Annotated in this window: 17 protein-coding genes and 2 pseudogenes; 6 read left to right on the forward strand and 13 right to left on the reverse strand. The window is 39.8% G+C overall.

Annotated elements, in window-relative coordinates:
* Nucleotides 1–39: 39 nt before the first annotated feature.
* From OO7_RS08660 to OO7_RS08690, 6 genes are all read right to left on the reverse strand, one after another.
* Nucleotides 40–1440, reverse strand: coding sequence for an amidohydrolase (locus tag OO7_RS08660; RefSeq protein ID WP_008915572.1), 1401 nt, complete (start codon nucleotides 1438–1440; stop codon nucleotides 40–42).
* A gap of 1085 nt (nucleotides 1441–2525) precedes the next feature.
* Entirely contained in the window at nucleotides 2526–3122 is a 597-nt protein-coding gene (locus OO7_RS08670; protein ID WP_008915574.1) for a hypothetical protein, read from the reverse strand.
* Nucleotides 3123–3134: 12 nt separating this feature from the next.
* On the reverse strand, nucleotides 3135–7451 hold the full coding sequence (locus tag OO7_RS08675) for an RHS repeat-associated core domain-containing protein (protein WP_008915575.1): 4317 nt from the start codon (nucleotides 7449–7451) through the stop codon (nucleotides 3135–3137).
* A gap of 5 nt (nucleotides 7452–7456) precedes the next feature.
* Nucleotides 7457–7888, reverse strand: a complete 432-nt coding sequence (locus OO7_RS08680; RefSeq protein ID WP_008915576.1) for a DcrB-related protein — start codon at nucleotides 7886–7888, stop codon at nucleotides 7457–7459.
* Nucleotides 7889–8726: 838 nt separating this feature from the next.
* On the reverse strand, nucleotides 8727–9002 hold the full coding sequence (locus tag OO7_RS08685; RefSeq protein WP_043892687.1) for a pentapeptide repeat-containing protein: 276 nt from the start codon (nucleotides 9000–9002) through the stop codon (nucleotides 8727–8729).
* Nucleotides 9003–9251: 249 nt separating this feature from the next.
* Entirely contained in the window at nucleotides 9252–9788 is a 537-nt protein-coding gene (locus OO7_RS08690; protein ID WP_043892688.1) for a TetR family transcriptional regulator, read from the reverse strand.
* Between the two features lie 46 nt (nucleotides 9789–9834).
* Here OO7_RS08690 and OO7_RS16825 point away from each other — a divergent pair.
* From OO7_RS16825 to OO7_RS08710, 4 genes and pseudogenes are all read left to right on the forward strand, one after another.
* Nucleotides 9835–9948, forward strand: a pseudogene (locus OO7_RS16825) (ogr/Delta-like zinc finger family protein); the annotation flags it as partial.
* 289 nt (nucleotides 9949–10237) lie between these two features.
* Nucleotides 10238–11218, forward strand: coding sequence for an amidohydrolase family protein (locus OO7_RS08700; RefSeq protein ID WP_008915580.1), 981 nt, complete (start codon nucleotides 10238–10240; stop codon nucleotides 11216–11218).
* Nucleotides 11215–11769, forward strand: a complete 555-nt coding sequence (locus OO7_RS08705) for a non-canonical purine NTP pyrophosphatase (protein ID WP_008915581.1) — start codon at nucleotides 11215–11217, stop codon at nucleotides 11767–11769. Before OO7_RS08700 ends, OO7_RS08705 begins: the two co-directional genes overlap by 4 nt.
* A complete protein-coding gene (locus OO7_RS08710) occupies nucleotides 11769–12563 on the forward strand; it encodes an SIR2 family NAD-dependent protein deacylase (RefSeq protein WP_008915582.1) in 795 nt (264 codons plus the stop codon). The genes OO7_RS08705 and OO7_RS08710 overlap by 1 nt, the downstream gene beginning before the upstream one ends.
* A 604-nt stretch (nucleotides 12564–13167) precedes the next feature.
* Here OO7_RS08710 and OO7_RS08715 read toward each other — a convergent pair.
* Nucleotides 13168–13950: a hypothetical protein gene (locus tag OO7_RS08715; RefSeq protein ID WP_008915583.1), complete on the reverse strand. Its 783-nt coding sequence runs from the start codon at nucleotides 13948–13950 to the stop codon at nucleotides 13168–13170.
* Nucleotides 13951–14703: 753 nt separating this feature from the next.
* On the opposite strand from OO7_RS08715, the gene OO7_RS16955 reads away from it, so the two are divergent.
* Entirely contained in the window at nucleotides 14704–14868 is a 165-nt protein-coding gene (locus tag OO7_RS16955; RefSeq protein ID WP_008915584.1) for a hypothetical protein, read from the forward strand.
* Here OO7_RS16955 and OO7_RS08720 read toward each other — a convergent pair.
* From OO7_RS08720 to pth, 3 genes and pseudogenes are all read right to left on the reverse strand, one after another.
* A pseudogene (locus OO7_RS08720) lies at nucleotides 14865–15450 on the reverse strand (Fic/DOC family protein). The gene OO7_RS16955 and the pseudogene OO7_RS08720 sit on opposite strands and share 4 nt — an antisense overlap.
* Before the next feature lie 590 nt (nucleotides 15451–16040).
* Nucleotides 16041–17132, reverse strand: a complete 1092-nt coding sequence (ychF, locus tag OO7_RS08725) for a redox-regulated ATPase YchF (RefSeq protein WP_008915585.1) — start codon at nucleotides 17130–17132, stop codon at nucleotides 16041–16043.
* Nucleotides 17133–17253: 121 nt separating this feature from the next.
* On the reverse strand, nucleotides 17254–17844 hold the full coding sequence (pth, locus tag OO7_RS08730; protein WP_008915586.1) for an aminoacyl-tRNA hydrolase: 591 nt from the start codon (nucleotides 17842–17844) through the stop codon (nucleotides 17254–17256).
* A 293-nt stretch (nucleotides 17845–18137) separates the two neighbouring features.
* On the opposite strand from pth, the gene ychH reads away from it, so the two are divergent.
* Nucleotides 18138–18410: a stress-induced protein YchH gene (gene ychH, locus OO7_RS08735; protein WP_008915587.1), complete on the forward strand. Its 273-nt coding sequence runs from the start codon at nucleotides 18138–18140 to the stop codon at nucleotides 18408–18410.
* Nucleotides 18411–18697: 287 nt separating this feature from the next.
* Here the strand turns inward: ychH and prs are convergent, their stop codons facing one another.
* The 3 genes from prs to lolB are packed head-to-tail and all read right to left on the reverse strand — an operon-like array spanning nucleotide 18698 to nucleotide 21242.
* Nucleotides 18698–19645: a ribose-phosphate diphosphokinase gene (prs, locus tag OO7_RS08740; RefSeq protein WP_006661866.1), complete on the reverse strand. Its 948-nt coding sequence runs from the start codon at nucleotides 19643–19645 to the stop codon at nucleotides 18698–18700.
* A 59-nt stretch (nucleotides 19646–19704) separates the two neighbouring features.
* Nucleotides 19705–20583 (reverse strand): 4-(cytidine 5'-diphospho)-2-C-methyl-D-erythritol kinase, encoded by an 879-nt coding sequence (ispE, locus tag OO7_RS08745; protein ID WP_008915588.1) that lies wholly within the window; start codon nucleotides 20581–20583, stop codon nucleotides 19705–19707.
* A complete protein-coding gene (gene lolB / locus OO7_RS08750) occupies nucleotides 20580–21242 on the reverse strand; it encodes a lipoprotein insertase outer membrane protein LolB (protein WP_008915589.1) in 663 nt (220 codons plus the stop codon). Before lolB ends, ispE begins: the two co-directional genes overlap by 4 nt.
* Nucleotides 21243–21552: the final 310 nt, after the last annotated feature.

Consider the following 21552-nt stretch of genomic DNA (forward strand, 5'->3'; position numbering starts at 1 on the left):
TGATAATTTTACTGCGTTTGCAAATTAATCATATTCGTATTATTTAACGATCTCTCCGCTCGCGATAACCGTTTCACGTACTTGATTAGCAAAAGATTGAGCCTCTTGGATAACGGCTTTCTCGTCAACAGTCAGCAATTGGCGGTCTTGCATTAAAATCTTACCATCAACAATAGTATGGCGAACATCACTACCATTTGCGCCATAAACTAGCGCAGCATACGGACTATACATTGGAACCATGTTAGGTGCTTTTGTATCAACAACGATAATATCAGCCAGTTTGCCTACTTCTAAAGAACCTAGCTTATCTTCCATATGAAGTGCTTTTGCTGAACCCATTGTAGCCATTTCGACAACAGTTATTGGTGGCATGGCCGAGCGATCTTTGTTGGCTAATTTATGTATTTTTCCAACTAAACCTAATTCGTTTAACGTTGTTAAGGTGTTGCTCGACATGGGGCCATCAGTGCCTAAGCCAACACGAACACCTTTTTCTAACATTTTTGTGACGGGAGCGACGCCTTTAGCTGATTTAGTATTTGCGCTAATATTATGTGCGACACCAACATCATATTGTTTAAGTAAATCAATATCATGCTCATCAACCATGATGGCATGAGCAGCTAATACTTTATTATTCAAAGCACCAATATCTGCCATATATTGTACGGGACTTTTTCCGCCAGTACGTTTAGCAATTTCTTCTTTTTCGCGATCAGTTTCTGCCAAATGAATCGTCACCGGTACATCTAATTCTTGCGAAAGCTTAGCTATTTTCTGTAAGTGCTCAGTTGTATTGGTATAAGGAGCATGTGGAGCAAAAGCAGGGGTGATGCGAGGATGATCTTTATATTCATTGATAAATTTCACTGCATAAGCAATGCCTTCATCAGCATTTTTGGCATCTGCAACGGGAAATTCAATGACAGATTCACCTAGAACAGCGCGATTCCCGATTTTATCAACAGATTTTGCGACTTCATCTTCAAAATAGTACATATCGACATAGGTAGTGACACCACCTTTGATCATTTCAATATTTCCTAAATTGGCTCCGATTCGAACCATATCGCGTGATACCATTTTGTTTTCAAGTGGGAAAATGTAACGATGAAGGCGATCAGGTACATCATCAGCTAATGAACGGAATACTGTCATAGAAGCATGAGTATGAGTATTAATTAGCCCAGGCATAACAATATCACCAGAAACATTAATCACTTGTTTTGCCTGATATTCTTTCGCTAATTCGGCATTACCAACTGCAATGATTTTATTATCTTTTATAACAACCGTTCCATTTTCAATAATTTTATTTTGTTTATCCATGGTTAAAACTGTGCCATCAACAATCATTAATGTTGCATCTTTAAGGGCATAGCTAGAAAAAGAAACCGCAAGAACAGTTAATGCCAGTACTGATTTAGAAAAAAACATAATGGCCTCATACGTGTAAAAGAAATAACTTATTGAAATATAACACGCATTAGAAAGAAAGAGGTAAATATAATTTAGCTATGCATCAGAACTCACGTTGTCTGGTAAGGCAACGTTGGAAACAATCTTAAAATTAACTGTGTATATTAATGGTTAATAGATTAATTTAAATTAACAACATAAATATGTAACAATTGATAGTCGTTCAGATAGTATGGCAGAATATTGATTAGTAATAATTAAGTTAATAAAATCTGTTCTTTTTTTGATGTGAAAAAGTAGGTGTTTTAATTAAATTAAATAAAGGAAACTTTTCTATACTTATAGAAAAGAATGAAAATTCTATTTATTTTGTAGATTAGCTTATGATGTATTTGTACCGTGTATCACATAAACATAATTGTTGAATTGGTACATGAGAGTTTTAAATAATTATGAGGCAAACTCAGACGATAAGAAACACAAAGTCCATGTAATGCCATGAACTTTGTGCCTTTTTATGCGGAAATGATATTTAGTAGGGCAACGTGAAAATAAAGTGTCAGTTTACACATTAAACCTCAATTAATAGTATAATTGCTTTATTTATAATGATTTAATTTTAAGTTATTAGCTTTGTACTCAGATGTGTACTTATTTAATTGAATCTATCAAATAAAATGGATTATTTTTGATAAAATTGGGTTTTTATAAATATTAAACTTATTTAGCAATTACTACGATGCAAGAGGGGAGCATAAGGTTATGTATTCCTTCTTTGTATAGCCCTATTTGCTACGCATTATATGCTACATTTAGGGTTTTGCTACAAAGACATTAAATGTAAAACTACAGTGCTCTTCATAGCAATAGGTTTAGCGTTTACTGGTATTGATATTCTGTTCTTGCAGCAACCGCAGCCCTTGCCAGACAAAATGGGTTTCGTTTCAGCGTACCGTGAGCCCGTGACTAAACCACTTTATGAATACGGCGACCCAGTGTATTGTTATTTCAAGAAGGCTATACTTGTAAGGCAAATATTGAAAGCAGGGTTGCCCCTGCTGGTAGTTATGAAAAATATGAGGGTAGGACAGAAGGCAGATATATTATTTAGCGATGTAAAAATTAAATGCTGTGGCTGTTAAGTAGCGACCATCTGTACCATCATAAATTTTTGCAGCATCAGGCCAAGCAAAATATCGGGTCTCAGGTTTATCACGATAAAGTTCACCAGTTTCAGGATTAATGGCGTAAACCTTTTTTGCTCCTTTTTTAAAGATTTTCCAAACGGCTTTAACGAATGCATCTGTCTCAGGGTCTTCTGCTGGTTTATAAGAAGCTGATATTGTCCCATTTTTCAAGCATCCTGTAGCAAAACCAGCTTCCTTTGAGTGAATGAATTGAACTAATCCTTTGCCGACGAAACTACCCGAAAAACCAGCATTGTTTGGGCGTGGAAATACATAGTTATTTTTATAATCACTTATACTGGTTATATCACTATTGATGATTGTAACGTTTGAATTTATTGCACCATAACATAGGGAAATCGAATTTCTTACGGGGGGGTCAGGTTTATCCCAAACATAATTGTCAATGAATTTAATTTCTTGAGAATAATCAACCAAGGCCTTTGAAAAGTTATCTTCATCTACTTTACTCATAAAAATTTCAATACCAGGCAGTTTAACTTTAGCGGTCATATCGAATCCTTTTTAGCGTTGTGTGACTGTGCCAGCAACCATGTTGTCAACATTCAATGCACCCGGTTGTAACGTGTTACCTTTAGGCACGGTAATAACAATAGCGTCTGGATTTTGTTGGGTGATTCGAACGGCATTATCCCATTCACGCTGTGTCATACCATTGACATTGCCTTTGTCTACAGTCTGAATGTAAACCGTGCGACCTTTTGCATCCGTGAATGTCATATCTGTATAAGACCCACCTTTACGACCTGTCACAGTTGGATTTACTGGGGGTAAATAGGTTTCACGTAATTCAACTCCTGTACCTATTTCTCTGCCACCATAGTTATGTGTGACTCCTGCGTTGTCTTTTACAAATTGATCCCGAACATCATCCATGTGTGATTTAGTTGCTGCATTACCACGTCGGCATAATCCCCACGGGTCAATCCACCCCAACGGATTAGGTGCATACGCATACAAATTCATCCCACCCAGCAATCCAATCGGGTCAGGCATGATAAATCGGCCTATTTGTGGGTCGTAGAATCTAAAGGTATTAAAATGTAATCCCGTTTCAGTGTCAAAATACTGTCCGGCATAGCGTAAGTTCTGCTCGAAGGACTCCATTTCACGTTCAGGGTCGGAGTAGAAACTTAATGGGCTACTGCGAACAAAACCAAAACGCTCATATTTCCCTGCCCACACCGTATTGCCTTGTGCATTGGTGACCTCAAGTGGGGCACTGTTAATGTCGCAGTGGTGCCAGTAATAACGGTAGTCTGCGGGTTGCTTCACGATAACGGCGAGTGGGGTATAACTGCCGTGTTCTTCGTAGCAATAGGTCTGACATTTACCCGTATTGATATCCTGCTCTTGCAGCAATCGCAGCCCTTGCCACACAAAATGGGTTTCGTGGCGTGTTAGCTTGCCATGAGCCCGTGATTCGACAACTTTATGAATCCGGCGACCCAGTGCATCGTAGTGATACTGGGCTTTCATATCACTGGTCTGGGCGATAACTAAACGGTTATCCCCATCATACTGATACGTTTGTTTGACTTGGTTGGGTTTTCCGCGTGAAATCACGTTACCATAGGAGTCATGGCGATATTGCCAGCCTTGGAATTGAAGTAGCCTATCCCCTTGTGGGCTTAGAGCTGGTGTTGATGGGGTTTGAGCCTCGATTTCTGATTGAGGGCGCTCTAACAGATTATCCGCACGGTCATAGAACAGCATTGCATCCCTATTTTCGCCACTGGCGACTTTTTTCAGTCGCTGCTCAGAGTCATACAGGTATTCCACCCAGCCCCGATAATGGTCTTCCATCGCGCCAAGGTTATCTTGCTCATCATAAAACCATTTTCGTGATGAGGTAATGCCGTTGAGTGGATGCTGTTTATCGCGTGAGCTGAAAGTGCTTATTGTCCGTCCCAGCTTATCGTACTGTCGATATTGGGTTAGAGCACCTTGGGTACGGCTAATTTCACGGTGCAGGTTATCCCGTTCAAATTCGGTGATTAAGTGCGGCGTACCCTCAACAAGGTGATTGATGGCAGTCGCATGCCCTGAACCGTAATAGAGCCAGTTGAGGCTGTCACCTTGAGGTAACGTCAGGCGGCTCAGGTTATTGAGTTCATCGTAAGCAAATTCGACGATATCATCGCCCGTTTGCTCACGGGTAATACGCCCAAGGGCATCGTAGGTAAAGTGAACTTGGTTCGCTTGCAAGCCCATTTCAAGGCCGAGTTGATTCGGTTGCCTCGACGCTACCAACAAGCGGTTTAGACTATCCCACTGGTATTGATAGTTATCGGTGAAGGTTTCCCGTTGAGCAAGGTTACCCGCGGGGTCATACTGCAACAACACAGTGCGAGCAGGGGAAGGGAACACGCGGTCGCCTAAATGAGTTTCCTCGGCTAAACGTCCGAAATTGTTATAGCGATATTGCAGCAGCGTATCATCCGGTCGGATTTCTTCGATGAGTCGACCTTCGGCATCACGGTTGAGTCGGTAACGTCCGCCATTGGCGTTTTCAATTGAAATTAATGCGCCTTCCGCATTGTAATGGTAGTGGATATGCCGAGCGAGTTTATCGATTTCGGTTGTGACGCGACCGAAGGCGTTGTATTGCCATTGACGCGGGGTATTGTCATTGCGTTGGTGATGGGTGAGGAGTCCTGCGGCATTCCATGCGAGTTGAACGGTGGACTCATCGGGCAACACGATGCGAATGAGACGCCCCGCCTCATCGTACTGGTACTCGGTGGCTTCCTGCAAGGCGTTGGTTTGAGAAACAACATGCCCCTCATCATCATAACGCCAAATATGTTGTTTGCCCGAGCAGTCGCGGTGACGCAATATTTGCCCTCGCTTTGTCCAAAGAAACTCGCTGCGGCCTTGTTTGGCATCAATGCGAGCGGTTGGTCGCAGCGTAGTTTTAAAGTCATAGCGGTATTCAGTGGTTTGCTCCAGCGGGGAAATTTCTTTGATTAACCGCCCAAAGCGGTCATATTCTAAACGCGATTCAGTACTATCCGGCCAAAAGACGGTGATAAGGCGTTCACGTTCATTTTGATATTGCCAGCGGGTTTGGTTGCCATTACCATCAGTGATACTAAGTAGTCGCCCGAGCTCATCCCATTCACTGGTTTGCGTATGTCCTTCGGCGTTACGACAGCCACACGGTAGCCCGAATTCATCCCACAGCAGTTCGGTTTGGATACCTGTACGGTCAGTATAGTGAATAATCTGATAATCATCATTGAGTTGCCAACAGGCAGTTGTGCCATCTTGCCAATACGCCGTTCGCGTGAGGTTAATATCATCGTATTCGAGGCGGTAACGTTCACCTTCGCTGGTCCTGTTTTCAATCACACGCCACAGATTATCGTTGGTGAATTCCCAGTGATATTCACTGCGTAAACCATATTTATCCGTATGCCATGCCATGACACCTGCATCTGTCCAACCAAATTGGCGGTAAGGATGGTCGGTGTGCTGTTCGACACGCACCAGTTGGGCGTGCTCGTTATAAAAATAAGCACATTGACGGCGTGGTTGATGGGCATTCACATGATACACGGCAGTGAGGCGTGATACGGTTGTCTCTTCAAGCTCAAAGGATTGGTATTCACAAGTGATATTCAGGTCACCGCAACCGGTAATCTGAATCAGTTGATGCTGTTCATTGTAGTGGAAATGCTGCTCGTTACCCACATTGTCAACAATATGGCTTAATCGACTTTGACCTTCAGCACCAAAAGGGGGGTAATGGTAACGCAGCTCACCGGCATCTTGAAACGTCCAACTGTCATCATCATTGTGAATTATCCAGCCTTGGGCAGCCTCACAAAAGCTACGATATCCGTGTGGAATGTCTGGAAACGGGAGGATATCCCCCGACAGGTTTTGCCAAACAAAGCCATCTTCGGTTTTTATTAATCGGCTTTCCCAAAAGAAGCTCCAACCCCGACCCAGAACCCCTTCATAAGCATAACTGCTTAAATAATTGCGTTGCCAGTAAAGCGGTAATTCAGACTCATAGGTAAAATCCAGCTCTTCTTCACCGTTTAATACTTTTTGCCCACCAATGATTTCGACAGGACGGGTGAGTATACCGAAGGTGCCAATACTTAAGGATAACCCTGTAAAGGCTTTACCAAACCGGCAAAAGAAGCGACCGATTTTGGCACTGCTCGGTAATTTCTCCCACAGCTTTGCCACTGCCCCGGGGCCTTTTGCCGCCCCAGCACCAAAGCTTAAAAAGCCTGCGAATAGCATCGTCAAGTCAGAGGCTGTGGTGAGCCAAGAGGGAATTTCAGGCTCAATATCTTCGGTTGCTTGTGTATCGCCGCCAATTCTGACATTGGGGGAACCTTCTATTACCGTGGCATCACAGGTGGTTTTATCACCGACCCGAGAAGCGGGAAATCCATTGATGTACACCGAGCCGGAGCCTTCTGCCATTTGACGTAAGCTATTTTCCTTGTCACAGTTGACCTGACTACGCGTGGCAATGGCAGCAGGTTTGCCATTAATGCGAACATTGTGAGAGCCAGTTTTTATTTCCCCACAGGGACTTAACGATTTAGACCCTGTTTCAACACATTTATCCCGTACCCATTCTGCCAGTAGTCCCGTGCCATAGCCAATGGCGAGTGATAGGCCAATCGCAAATACTCCAACGCCAATACAGCTGGCGGCAATACCGACGCCCATTAAGATACCGGAAACAACGGCACCCCCAATGGCGATAGCGGCACCTAATACTGTACCGACAAGCATTCCCCACATCGATTTGGAGTGACCGATAATGTCCCCGACTCTGGCGGCTTCTGGCATGGCAATTACCCTCTTGGTTGAAAGCTAAGCAAGAGAGTATTCATCCATGCCCATTGCTCATCGTTAAAGGCGCTAGGTGATGACATTGTAAAAATCAGGGTTTGGGTATTACTGAAAGGGTAAACGGCTTGAATTTGATAGACTTGCTGCTTTTTATTGGGGCGGTAGCGTGAACTGATAAGATGACCGTTAATGCCATCCTCACCGAGCACAGAAGGCTTTTCTTCAAGGAGTTGCCAATCTTTCAAGGAGCGTTGCAAAAGTTGCTTTTGGCGAACAACATAGTCATCAAAGGTTTCATCAGCGGGTTTGTCATCCCGAGAAATGTTAACCGCATTGCCAGTGGGGGAAATCAGAATGTTGATGGTTTGTTCTTTGTAGCCCTCAGGCAGAATGACGCTACCTTCAGAAAAAATACAACGCGTTTCGTGACTCATTCAAATTCCCTTTTATCGGTGATAATATATTTATGACTATCTTGGTTGGAAGGCAAAGATAATTTGTTGCGCATATTGTGTTAATGGATACGTATTTTAAGCGCCAATATACCGTCAAATGGCAATAAGGTAAATTTCATTTTATCTTATCCTAAATTTTATGCATCTCATGTCAGATAAACGCGATAAGGCGTTACTGAATCGCTCTAGTATTTATTTTATTAGGATGTCATGCAGGTTAAATTTTGAAGTGACAATAAATTAATATTAATTGAAGAATAAAACACAATTAACACAGGCTTTTCCAATAAATCAAATACCGCAAATAATCCCTACCATCCTCTTGCAGCCAGCGCACCAACGGTTTCATGCTTTGATGGGGTAAATCAGGCCATTCACAAATCTCTCTTGGCTGATGAATCTTTACCTCACTTAAGCTTTCCCATCCGGCATCATTCGGAACCAACAAGCCTTGCCATTCTTTTTATGCTACATGCGGGGTCGCTTCCAACAAGGCTGATAGCTAATTCGTCCATGTTGCCGTAGTACGACCAATGGGGTTTCAGGGCGCAGCGTTGCAAGAAAACGGTAAAAACTGGCGTTGTTGCGGAGTGTGTCCTGATAAATGTCATTTCTGTGGGATCAATTATGCATTGAAAGGGTTATACAGATTTCAATATATTACTGTGGCTGCATAGACCGATGAAAGTGATATTACTGAAACAGTGAAGATTAATGGGATAAGTTCCATCAAATTTCCTTTTTATTAAGATAGATTTGTTATTTGTTGCCTAGACTATCAATTAAATCTAATTAACACGCTGCTCTTAAGCAGGTATTAAAATATAACCGTCATCAAATTAATTCCACAAAGTTTTGTATTCGCTAAATTGGCATTTGTTAGGTTTGCATGTGAAAGGTCAGCGTTAAACAATATTGCACCTTGTAAATTAGCGCCCGTTAAATTCGCTTTTGTAAGGTCACAGTGAGTTAAATCCGTATTTCTTAAATCAGCATATTGTAATGTAGCAAATTTAAGGTTCGCACCTGATAAGCAGGCGTGTTGTAGGTGGGTATGTGACAAGTTAGTTTCCAAAAAGTCTGCAATACTCAAACCATCGGATAACGATTGGCAGCATCCATACTTGGAGATAGTATTAAAGCATAGTTGTTAGTATATTGCGGCGGCAGCGAAAATATTTATTATAGGTAGGTATTAAGCCTAAAATATAATTACTAGGGCACAGAACAATATCTATTAGTGAGTCTGTTCTGTGCCAAGAGCGGACCTTTACGTATAGGAATATCGCGAATTAGTCGCACATGAAATGTCATTCCCGGAGACATTATTTATTCAGACTTGTCAGTATGATTCATACAAACAGCGAATGCCTTCGATAATTTTATCTCGCTCGCCAGGAGAGCATTTGTAAAAATCAAAAAGTTCCAGGCAGTAGAGACCAGATAACGCCAGATATGCCAGGGCGGCAGCGTCTGGTTTTGGTCCTCTTTTTATCTCATCCAAATCTTTGTTTGTGCAGGAACGCATGGTGTCCCTGATATTCGTATCGTTAGCTAACGATGCGCTGACCGCCAGTACTACTGCTCTCTCGGTATGACTGAGAGCATTACTGGCTGAAATAATTCGCGCATAGAGTGCGAGATGCGGGGTATTATTACTTTCCGCTATCGCTTGCTGAACACGTTCCTCCTCTGCTGACATAAGGCGACTGATGAGACCGCTGAGCAAATCTTGCTTTGACTTATGATCGTACATTACCGTTGCCTTACTGACGCCAGCCTCTTTTGCAACGGCATCGATTGAAAGTCCAACTGCACCTTCCCGAAGCCCCCCCTTTCTGAATAGAAAAATAAATGTATCAATTTGTTTTATATGAATAAAGTGAGCAAGATTAACGCATCGGAATTGTTAAGAGGTGCTCACCATGTTTCACTGTCCAAAATGCCATCACACCTCCCACGCGCGCACAAGTCGATATTTCTCTGATACCACAAAGAAGCGGTATCATCAGTGTCAGAATATCAACTGCAGTTTCACCAGGTGAAGTCGTGCCAGCACCGTCGCACCCAACATCATGCGGGCACATGGATGCGAATAAAAAATCATTGTAACGCATTGATTATTATATTTACTTTGGTGTTTTGAACCACTGCTAGATTTCTGCTTATCCCCAGGAACTAAATCATGGTGGTCGAGATTGCCTCCAAATCCTTTTGAGTAAGTGTGCATTTTGTACATGAGGGATTAGTCAACAAGGTCTTTATTTTAGATTATTACCTATGGTAAAAAAGAGAAAATTAAGAGTTTAGATATATAAGGTAATTAAAATGGATCTTTACGAAGCTCGAATGATGGATAAAGGAGAATTACATGTTCATTTGAATGGATTGGTAAGCACTCAAGTAATTAGGGGGGTCTTAGAAAAAAATATTATTGAAATGCCTGAACATTTTAATATAGATACTGATTTGAATGTAACACACCCAGCAAGCTCACTAGTGGATTATTTAAAGCCATGGCAGTTTTTAAGGCTTATTCCTGCTAGTCGCTTTGATTTATCTATTATGATTGAGAGTGCATTTTCAAATCTAATTGCTGAGAATATTAAGTTTGTTGAATTAAGAAATAGCATTATATACATAGCACTCCTTAATAACATTTCTGTTTCCGAAGCATTGAAGTGGGTTTTAGATGATATTGACTTTTTTTCTAGAAAATTCAAAATTCAAGCCGGGCTTATTCTAACTATTACGCGTGGTGAATATGCTCCCGAACATCTTCGTTCTCTTCTTGGTGCTTACAAAAGTCTAGGATGCCCAGCAGGGGTGATTGGTTTGGACTTGGCTGGTAATGAAGATATAACACCACCACCTGAGACTGCAAGTTTATTTAGAAGTGCTAAAGACAAATATGGACTAGGCATAACAATTCATGCGGGTGAGACTGGAAATGCTGATAACATAAGGAGTGCCATAATTAGTTATGGAGCTGATCGTATCGGACATGGTACTGCTGTTATAAGATCTCCGGAGATAATGGATTTGATTAGAGAACTGGACATTTGTATTGAGGTTTGTCCTATTAGTAATCGTTTGACAGGTGCAGTCTCTGATATCGATCCTCATCCAGTTGGCGAAATGATTAACCATAATATTCCGTTTGTGATTTGCTCTGATAATCCAGCTATTCACAGATCAAGCTTGAGCGAAGATTATGTCGCATTTATGCAAGAGACCAAGAATTTTATAGTCATGGATAATATGTATGAAACTCAAAAGCGATATAGCTTTCTTAAAGGTGTGAAATGAACATTCGATTCATAACCAGAAATAGACATAAAATTAAAGAAATAAATGAAATTCTATCAGGTACAGGAGTTGTTGTATTAGCATCTGAACACTCTATAGATGAAATTCAAACTGAAAATGTCCATGCGTTAATTAAAGATAAATTATTAAAAGCATTTAAATTAGTTGGGCGACCGGTCTTTGTCGAACATACTGGACTATATATAGAAAGCCTCAATGGTTTTCCGGGTGGCTTAACACAAATATTTTGGGATAAGCTTCAAGCTGATAAATTTTCACAATTATTAGGAACAAGTGAAAACCCTCGTCTAGTTGCTAAAACAATAATCGGCTATTGTGATTCGATGAAAACCTATATTTTCGAAGGTGAAACTCAAGGTTCGATATCTCCTGTGCCAAAAGGCCCTCGAGATTTTCAATGGGATTGCATATTTATTCCTGATGGCGAAAGTGAGACTTTTGCTGAGATGGGGGACAGGAAAAATGAAATATCTATGAGGAAAAAAGCTTTCGATAAATTTAAAGAATATCTATTAGAGGGAGGAAAATAATGGAGCAATTACTTGCTGATTATAAAAAAGGAAATGTTATCCTTTTTGTTGGTGCTGGTGTGTCAATGAACTTAGGTTTGCCATCATGGAGTCAATTGGTTGATCACATTGCAACTGAGTTAGGTTATGACCCAGATATATATCGTACATTCGGTAGTGCACTAGAGTTAGCTGAGTATTACAAGTTGAAAAAAGGCAAGATAGGGCCTCTTAGAAGCTGGATGGACAGAATGTGGCACTCTAGCGATATAGATATCAAAAAGTCTAAAGTTCACGAGTACATAGCTAAAGCTAATTTCCCTATTATATATACTACAAATTACGACCGCTGGATTGAAACTGCCTTATCAAACTATGGTAAAGAGTATACAAAAATATCATCAGTTTCTGATATTGCGAAAATAGATAATAATAAGACGCAAATAATAAAGTTTCATGGGGACTTTGATGACGATAGTTCAATTGTATTAGATGAAACAAGTTACTTTCAACGGTTAGAGTTTGAGACTCCCTTGGATATAAAGTTTAGATCTGATGTTCTCGGGAAATCAGTTCTTTTTATTGGGTATAGTCTGTCAGATATTAATATCAGACTACTATTTTATAAATTGTCCAAGCTTTGGAAAGAGCAAAGGTTAGAAGAAGCACAGCCAAAGTCTTATATTTTCTTACCACGACCAAACCCAATTCAAGAGGAAATATTGGAACAATGGAGAATAGGCATGATTTCATCAGAAAACGATAATCCAGGCGAGTCCTTGGAAGAGTTTTTGAAGAATTTCGTATTAGTATAGATAGGATTTTGTAATTTTACGCCCAAATGGACATTTGTAGATTTAGACTTTGTAATTTGAAAATTAAATCATAGCATGGAACTACATAGAAATTATCTTAAGTAGCTCCGCGAAGCGGGGCTACTTATTTCGACGTGGTCAATGTGTAGGCATGACCAGAAATAAATCCTTTTATTTCATTATGTGGAAGCGGTTTCAAAAGCTCCACCGGGAGCTTTTTTGTTAGCATTGATATCTATTAACCAGAATGTTCCTGTCCGCTTTTCTCTTGAGGGCACTTTAGTGCCAAATGCGGACATTAGATGTATCGACGAAACTTTGAATTACCTACTACTTCAAATTGAATTCCTTCAAATAGCGTTGTGAACGGTGCTACTTAAACCACTCTATTGTAGACAGCGAGTAACTGACAATGATGAGTTTTTTGGTTTAGGTTAGATATGACCAACTTTGTAGAAGCTTTCAGTACCGAAATGGTAGTTTAAAATAGGCCTTGATAGGATTCGTAGATGGTTGATATCAGCAAGATAACGATAGATTTCAAGTTTAGTAAGTATCAAAAGATCTCAGGAATTGGGAGAGAATTACGGAAAAGGTTGATAAATCAGGATGGATGTTTGAATGTTCCACCAATGTTCTTCTTGAATGCTGGATAATCTACCTGCTTCAACTTTTCAATTATTGTCGATACCTCTTTATATCGAATATCAAAATCTTCTACCTTATAAATATCGCTGTCGACGGCTAAATTGTTGATAGTTACAGATATTTCTTTGATGAGCTGTACTTTAATGGTTGTTGTCAACACATTCTCACCATACAAGGATGAAATTAAATATCCACAGATATTAAAATTATTTGTATCAACCCACGCAGATTGGGTATTAGTGAATGGTTTAATCCATTGACCGTGAGCAATTTTGTTCCGCAAAGTGAATGCTGGCAGAAAATAATCAGAAATCCAGTTTTGGATTTCTTTATACATATTTAATACGGAGAAGGTTACCGTTTTATTGGAAATTTTGTCTTCAGGACTAAGTTTGCAATACTTTTTGAGTCCAAGCTCAAGAGCAGCTTTCCAGCGATCGCCAAGCGAACTTGTATTATATACAACACTCCTTTCATACTCCGAAAAAACATTTTTTTCATACAGAAGCTTATGAAGCCTCGCTTCACACCAGACTCCAAGCATCATTGTGTAGATACGAGTGAAGGTTAGCTCACCAGACTCATCATTTTTAGAAAGGGATTTTCTCAACTGCTTTTCTATACTCTCTAAAGCAGAGTTTACAGCATTGAAATTATCATCATGATAACGCTTCACTTTCTCAATATATTCTGGAGAAGCAATAGAAATTCCAGTGGGGGGCGGAGTATCTGAATTCAAATCTAATCTCCCGATACAGCTAATATTATTGATTCAACTTTGACACAGTTGATATGAAAATTGAATCCAGATGCCAAAATAATCTCTATTAAGGTTATTTTGGCATGCCGGATTCGAACCAAGACCTTTCCAGAATTAACTGGAACGTGCTAACCATTTACACCACATGCCCGAAAACATAATCTCATTATCCCATATATTATGCAACATTTTTAATGTTGTCTGGGTAACAGGATAATTACGCTACGTGGGTATTTTATTACCAGTAAGGTCTAAATATTGGCTTTGAGTATATTGCATTCAAAGCCAGGTGAAATGCAATTAAGACTTAATGATATTTAGCCAAATTTAGGTACGAAATTGACCAATAATCGCACCACCTACAATAGCTGGGGCGGAATGCACAAGAACATTAAGGATAGGGTTAGTGACAGGATGTTATGTTTAATGTAATGCAAACCCACAGTTGTCGTAAACTAAACGTCTACTTTTTGCTCTCAGCAGACTATATTACGTTAATAGGAAAAACTTTCGAGCTAGTAATACAACCTTTATCTCAGTGAGTTATTTTTGTTCAGCGTTATTAAGACTATAGTCTAGCGCTAGAAGCTTATTCTTTTCAATTAATTCAGCTGATGAGTTTTGTCTGAGGAGCTAGTTATATTCATATATCTGGCGGTATACTATGATCCGTGTTGCCATATAAAACAATGGTGATAAAATGTACTATCGCCAGTTTAAAGTGAGACTACCATGAAAAAGAATGAATTAATTCAAGTAACAAAACCAACTCGTACTCAATTTATTCGCTCGATAGCAACCTCTACAGCGATTGAAACAGGGCAGGAATCTCGTCGTCTTGAAGAAGAAATGAAAGCAAAGCGTGAGAAGTTTGGGCATTTGAAACTTGCGATTTAGTTCGCTTTCAAGGCTTCGTTAACCCAATATTTCATGGGTTCATAGTTAAGGTTTAACCCTGTGTGGATTGCTGAAATGTATTGTTCGGGGTGTTGAGTCCAACTACCGTCATCACATCAGCGAGTAAGCGCGATAAGCGCCCATTTCCTTCCCTAAACGGATGTATCAGAATTAACTCCACATGCACCGTGGCAATAGCTTCTATGGCTTGTTCTCGGCTTATATTGGTGCAGGGTGTATACTTTGCTAGTGCTCTTTCTCGAATTGAGCAAGTAACCTTGCAACACGACTCGCAGGGGCAAACATAAAGCCACCTTTGCTAATATTTACTGTGCGTAATTGACCTGCCCACTCGTAAACATTCCCTAACCATTGGCGGTGCCAGCGCTGGATAAGTGATACGGTAATTTGCTCAGAGGGGAATTGTTCATCAAAAATGACGTGATACAGTTTTTCTAACAGGACAAGCTCAGCATCATTGATATCATCAACGTTTGAAAGCCCTAGCTTGTTAGCCAGTACCTCTTCATCAGAGCCGTCAGCAAATTTTCCTTCGCTGTTAGATACATCATATCTATTCATTTTATTCTCGTCATACTTCAAGTTGCAGTGTTGTTGACTGCGCGCATTCGCACTAGTCACATACTTATGTATGCTCCTAGCGACTCATTTACTTGTCGCCTAGCTGCACCTTGAATTATTTAGAGTATTTACTCGCCATGTTTTAAGTTGCAGCGTTGTTGACTGCGCACATTCGCACTAGTCACATACTTATGTATGCTCCTAGCGACTCATTTACTGTCGCTTAGCTGCACCTCGAATTATTTAGAGTATAAGCGGTGGTTAGGTTAAATAAAATAATAACCACCTATAAATCAAAGGATTAATTAAGGGTGTGTTAAATTATAGGTTTTGCTGAAAAATTTATAAATATCGTTATATTTCAAAGCTAACACACCCATGCATCATGATTTTATGTAAGTTGATATTATTATACTCACTTAAAAAGGGAAGATAAATAAATTGTACTCAGTTACGTACTCATTTAATCGCGAGATTTTATGAAACTTAGTGAGATAAAAAAAGCATAAAACCCAGTTAATATTATGAATTTTATGCTGTTTTATTATAAAGTGATACTTTATGAAATAGTGTGAGACTAAAGTGTAGGCTTACACATTGAACAGGAAGTTGAGTACATCACCATCTTGTACGATATAATCCTTACCTTCGGCACGCATTCTGCCTGCTTCTTTAGCGCCTTGTTCACCACGGTATTTGATAAAATCTTCAAATGCGATAGTTTGTGCGCGAATGAAACCTTTCTCAAAATCAGTGTGAATTTTACCAGCTGCTTGTGGTGCGGTTGCACCAACAGGGATTGTCCATGCGCGCACTTCTTTTACGCCAGCAGTGAAGTAGGTTTGTAAGTTTAATAATTGATAACCAGCGCGAATAACACGGTTTAAGCCAGGCTCTTCAATGCCAAGGTCTGCCATAAACTCATCGCGATCTTCATCTTCAAGTTCTGCAATATCCGACTCAATTGATGCGCAAACAGGCACAACAACTGAACCTTCTGCTTCTGCAATTTTATATACAACGTCTAAATAAGGGTTATTTTCAAAACCGTCTTCGTTGACGTTTGCAATGTACATTGTTGGCTTCAATGTTAGGAAGCTTAAATAACGGATTGCTGCTTTTTCTTCAGCTGAAAGATCTAAAGTGCGTAGCATGCCCGCTTGCTCAAGATGCGGTAAGCATTTTTCTAATGCTTCTAATTCAGCTTTTGCATCTTTATCGCCACCTTTAGCACGTTTTTGTACGCGGTGGATAGCTCGCTCACATGTGTCAAGGTCAGCTAACGCCAGCTCAGTATTGATAACTTCAATATCTTCTGCTGGATCGACTTTTCCAGCAACGTGAATGATATTGTCATTTTCAAAGCAACGTACTACATGACCAATGGCTTCAGTTTCGCGAATATTGGTTAAGAATTGGTTTCCTAAACCTTCACCTTTAGATGCACCTTTTACAAGACCTGCAATATCCACAAATTCCATTGTTGTTGGCAGAATGCGCTGAGGCTTTACAATTTCAGCCAATTGATCAAGACGCGGGTCAGGCATTGGTACTACGCCCGTATTCGGTTCAATTGTACAAAAAGGGAAGTTGGCTGCTTCGATGCCGGCTTTGGTCAGAGCATTAAACAAAGTGGATTTACCCACGTTAGGCAGACCAACAATACCGCATTTAAAACCCATATATTTCTCACCTTAAATAGCTAAAGACAGTTAATAACTGCCCCTGATTATTAGAAAATTGGCGCTGATTATACACAAAAAGTTAATTTTAACGAAGGAACTCTTCGTATCTATTTTCAGGCTAGATTGTTGCTTTAAAGCTATGGAGACGGTTTATTGCTTTCTCCATTCCATCATTTAATAGGATGTCTGTGCAGCGCAATGATTCATCAATTGCTTCATCTATTAGTTTTTGTTCAGAAATTGGTGGTTTGCCAAGAACAAATCCGACAACTTTATTTTTATCGCCAGGATGTCCAATACCAATACGTAAACGGTAAAAATTAGGGTTATTACCAAATTTACTTTGAATATCTTTTAGTCCGTTGTGCCCACCGTTGCTGCCACCTAATTTCATTTTCGCCACGCCGGGTGATAAATCTAATTCATCATGTGCGACTAATATTTCATCAGGATTAATACGATAAAAATTTGCAATTGCGGATACTGATTTACCACTTAAATTCATGAACGTGGTTGGGACAAGCAAGCGAACATCATTACCGTTAATATTAATGCGAGCGGTATAGCCATAAAATTTTGCTTCTTCTTTAAGTGGTTGATTATGGCGATCAGCGAGGAGGTCAACATACCACGCACCAGCATTATGGCGGGTTTGTGCGTATTCAGCACCTGGGTTAGCAAGGCCTACAATTAATTTAATTTTGCTCACGGCTAATATTTCACAGTTAGTTTAGTAAAAAATAATAGGTAGTTTACCTTGTGAAAGCGGGATGTTCAAAATTGAATGTACTTTCAGTCAAAATAAATAAAGGTTATATCGAGTGAGTTAGCAAAGTGATACTTAAAAAAGCACTATTTGCGTAGAAAGGGAAACAGAAGGTCTTTCATGTGATAGCTATCGCAAATAATTTTATTTATTGCACTATAATTAGTCTATAAAAATATATTTTTCATTATTTTTAAAAGCGCTTACTTATCAGTCTACTTGTTTAGGAGATAGATATGAAACGTAAAACAGCATTTTTAGTCGGTAATATTTTAATGGGTATTGGTTTGGTTGCTATGATAGGAAGCATCGCACTGAACTTATCTGTGCATATACTTAGTCTGAATTTATCAGATATGGTCACAACAGGTTCGCTTGGCGGAATTTTTGTTGGTGCATTAATTTGGCTAGCTGGAGCAAAATTAGGTGGCAGAGAAAAGGTTGCCGACCGTTATTGGTTAATAAAACATTATCGTTGTTCAAACCATGATAGCCATCGTTACCCATAAGAAAGCTAATATTCTAGATAATTATTATTCTTAATTATTATTGTTGGCTTAATAAAATTTATCTTCATTAAAAAGAGTGGGTTTCATTTTTATGACTAAGATGAAACCCATTTTTGTTTGCAGCGTTATTTAAATAGTTAAGAGATATTAAATTTAGGTTGTGCAAATTAAATAAAACCCCAACAGCGGTAAACTACTGTTGGGGTTTTATTTAATTGCTGTGTTATTTCATCAATAGGTAAACAGTAAGAAAACACGAGGCTTAAAAAGCCTCGTGAACAAGTATCTTAGTGTTCAAACATTGCTGAGATTGACTCTTCATTACTGATGCGGCGAATAGCTTCAGCCAGCATACCTGAAAGGGTTAAAGTACGAACTTTGTTCAATGCCTTAATTTCAGGTGAAAGAGGGATTGTGTCACAGACAATAACTTCATCAATAACTGAATTTTTGATGTTGTCGACAGCATTACCAGAGAAAATCGGGTGAGTTGCGTAAGCAAATACGCGTTTTGCACCACGTTCTTTCAGTGCTTCAGCTGCTTTACACAGTGTACCGCCAGTATCAATCATATCATCGACTAAAATACAGTCACGGCCTGAAACATCACCAATGATGTGCATTACTTGAGAAACGTTTGCGCGAGGGCGACGTTTGTCAATAATAGCCATATCAGTATCATTCAGAAGTTTTGCAATTGCTCTTGCACGTACGACACCACCGATATCTGGAGATACTACGATAGGGTTTTCCAGATCTTTCTGTAACATATCTTCTAGAAGGATAGGGCTACCGAACACGTTATCAACAGGAACATCAAAGAAGCCTTGGATCTGCTCTGCATGAAGGTCAACAGTGAGAACACGGTCAACACCAACGCTGGACAGAAAATCGGCAACAACTTTCGCAGTGATTGGTACACGGGCAGAGCGTACGCGGCGATCTTGTCTTGCATAACCGAAGTAAGGGATAACAGCGGTGATACGACCAGCAGATGCTCGGCGCAGCGCATCAACCATAACAACCAATTCCATTAGGTTGTCATTAGTAGGTGCACAAGTTGACTGGATGATAAAAATATCACCACCGCGAACATTTTCATTAATTTGAACACTGACTTCACCGTCGCTAAAACGACCAACAGCCGCGTCTCCAAGATTAGTGTAAAGGCGATTAGCAACACGTTGTGCTAGTTCCGGTGTAGCATTACCAGCAAAAAGCTTCATATCGGGCACGAGAAAAACCTCAGGCTTGCGTCCAGAGAGATATTGTTGACCAACAGAACAAATATTATTTACTGTTGGTGCAATACACGGGTTATCCCAGCGCGGAATTTGTGCAGTGGCGATTCATTGACTCCTTGAGTCACGAAACCATGCACCCACGATGGGGCTTTATTTAACACCTTAAGGGCATCAGCTTGTGTTTCAAATTCAGAAAAAACACAAGCTCCTGTTCCAGTCAGGCGAGACGGAGCATATTGTAACAGCCAAGAAACGAGCTGTTCAACCTCACGAAAACGTTTTCTTGCGATTGGTTCGCAGTCATTAGCGAACGGATCCAGTAATAATGCGGCTAGTGAGCATTTTGGAGAATTTCGATTTAATTGCGGATCTGTGAAGATCGTCGCCGTTGCTATTTCAATTCCGGGGTGTGCAACTAAATACCATTTCTCTTTAGGCTCTGCTGGGGTTAAAATTTCACCAATACCTTCAGCAAAAGCGGCATGTCCACGGACAAACACAGGAACATCTGCCCCAAGTGTTTTTCCCAATTCTGCAAGTGTGTCATCTGAAATATGAGTTCCCCAATGTTCATTGAGACCAATTAACATGGTCGCTGCATTAGAAGAACCGCCACCGATACCGCCACCCATAGGTAAAATTTTATGAATATGAATATCGGCGCCTAAAGGTGACGTTAAATTTAATGTATTACGACAATAATCTTGTAATAATTTTGCAGCTTTAATAATTAAATTTTGTTCTGGTGGAATGCCACTCATTGGTGTCAATAGATTAATCTGATCATCATTGCGGGAAGTGAGGGTAATTTCATCTCCATAATTTACAAATTGGAACAAAGTTTGTAATTCATGGTAACCATCGGGACGACGCCCAGTGATATACAGAAATAAATTTAATTTTGCAGGAGAAGGCCAAGTTAATGTCATTTTTGTAACGTCCAGCTATCCATTTTCAGTTTGATCAGCCGGGAACCCTGATGCAATTCTAGGTGGCTGGGTAATATTGGATTGGTATTTTTGTCATAAGATAAGTAATTGAGCTGCCATTTTTCACCATTTTGCTCAAAACTTACTGATTTTAAGAGATGATTGCTATCCAGTTTAAAGTCGGTTGCTCTTCCTGGTGAGCCAATTAACCAAGCCGTTAAGTCATCAAGGGGAATTTCCATTCCCGTAAGCTGGTAAATTAGCTCGGAGGGAACATCACTCATATATGTTTTGCCATCTTTGTTGGTTAAGCGCGCTAAATCGGGTTCAACCGTGAGTTCTAATTCACGTCCACCTAGTGGGTTGGTTAGCAATAAACGGTATTTTTCCGGCGTATATTGTTGCCAGAAAAATTTAGCATAAGTTTTGGTTTCGCCGCTATCATAAACAAATGAGCCACGCGTTTGATAATGACGTAGGGCATTAATTTCTTGTTGGTGAACTTCCCATTGTTGGTCTGACACTGAACCTACACCCATAGTGGTTTGCTGATTTGTTACACATGCCGTCAATAATAGGCAAGATAATGGCAAAATACGCCAGAAATAACGGGAGATCGCTGAGTAAGATGGCAATCTAATAATAGTTGAAAGTTGCATAGCTGTTCTCAAAATCATTGAGTGAAAAATAAGATATATTTCGATTTAATATTAATGGTGATGCTAGTCAAAGTGCAGCGTATTATCAATGATATAAACACACATTTACCTTAATGTGTATTAAATGTTCATCATTAACAAAAAACACGATGTTAGTGTACTTAAGTTTAAAACAGTGCATCAAAATTGCTAATATATCAATCAGATTAAATAGGATTGACCTATTGATAACATTGGTCATTTCTCAGTGATCAAAGATAACGTTGGTATATAATAACCTAGTTTGCAGTTAACGAATCTCTAATGCATT

Source organism: Providencia sneebia DSM 19967 (assembly GCF_000314895.2).
Lineage (GTDB): Bacteria > Pseudomonadota > Gammaproteobacteria > Enterobacterales > Enterobacteriaceae > Providencia > Providencia sneebia.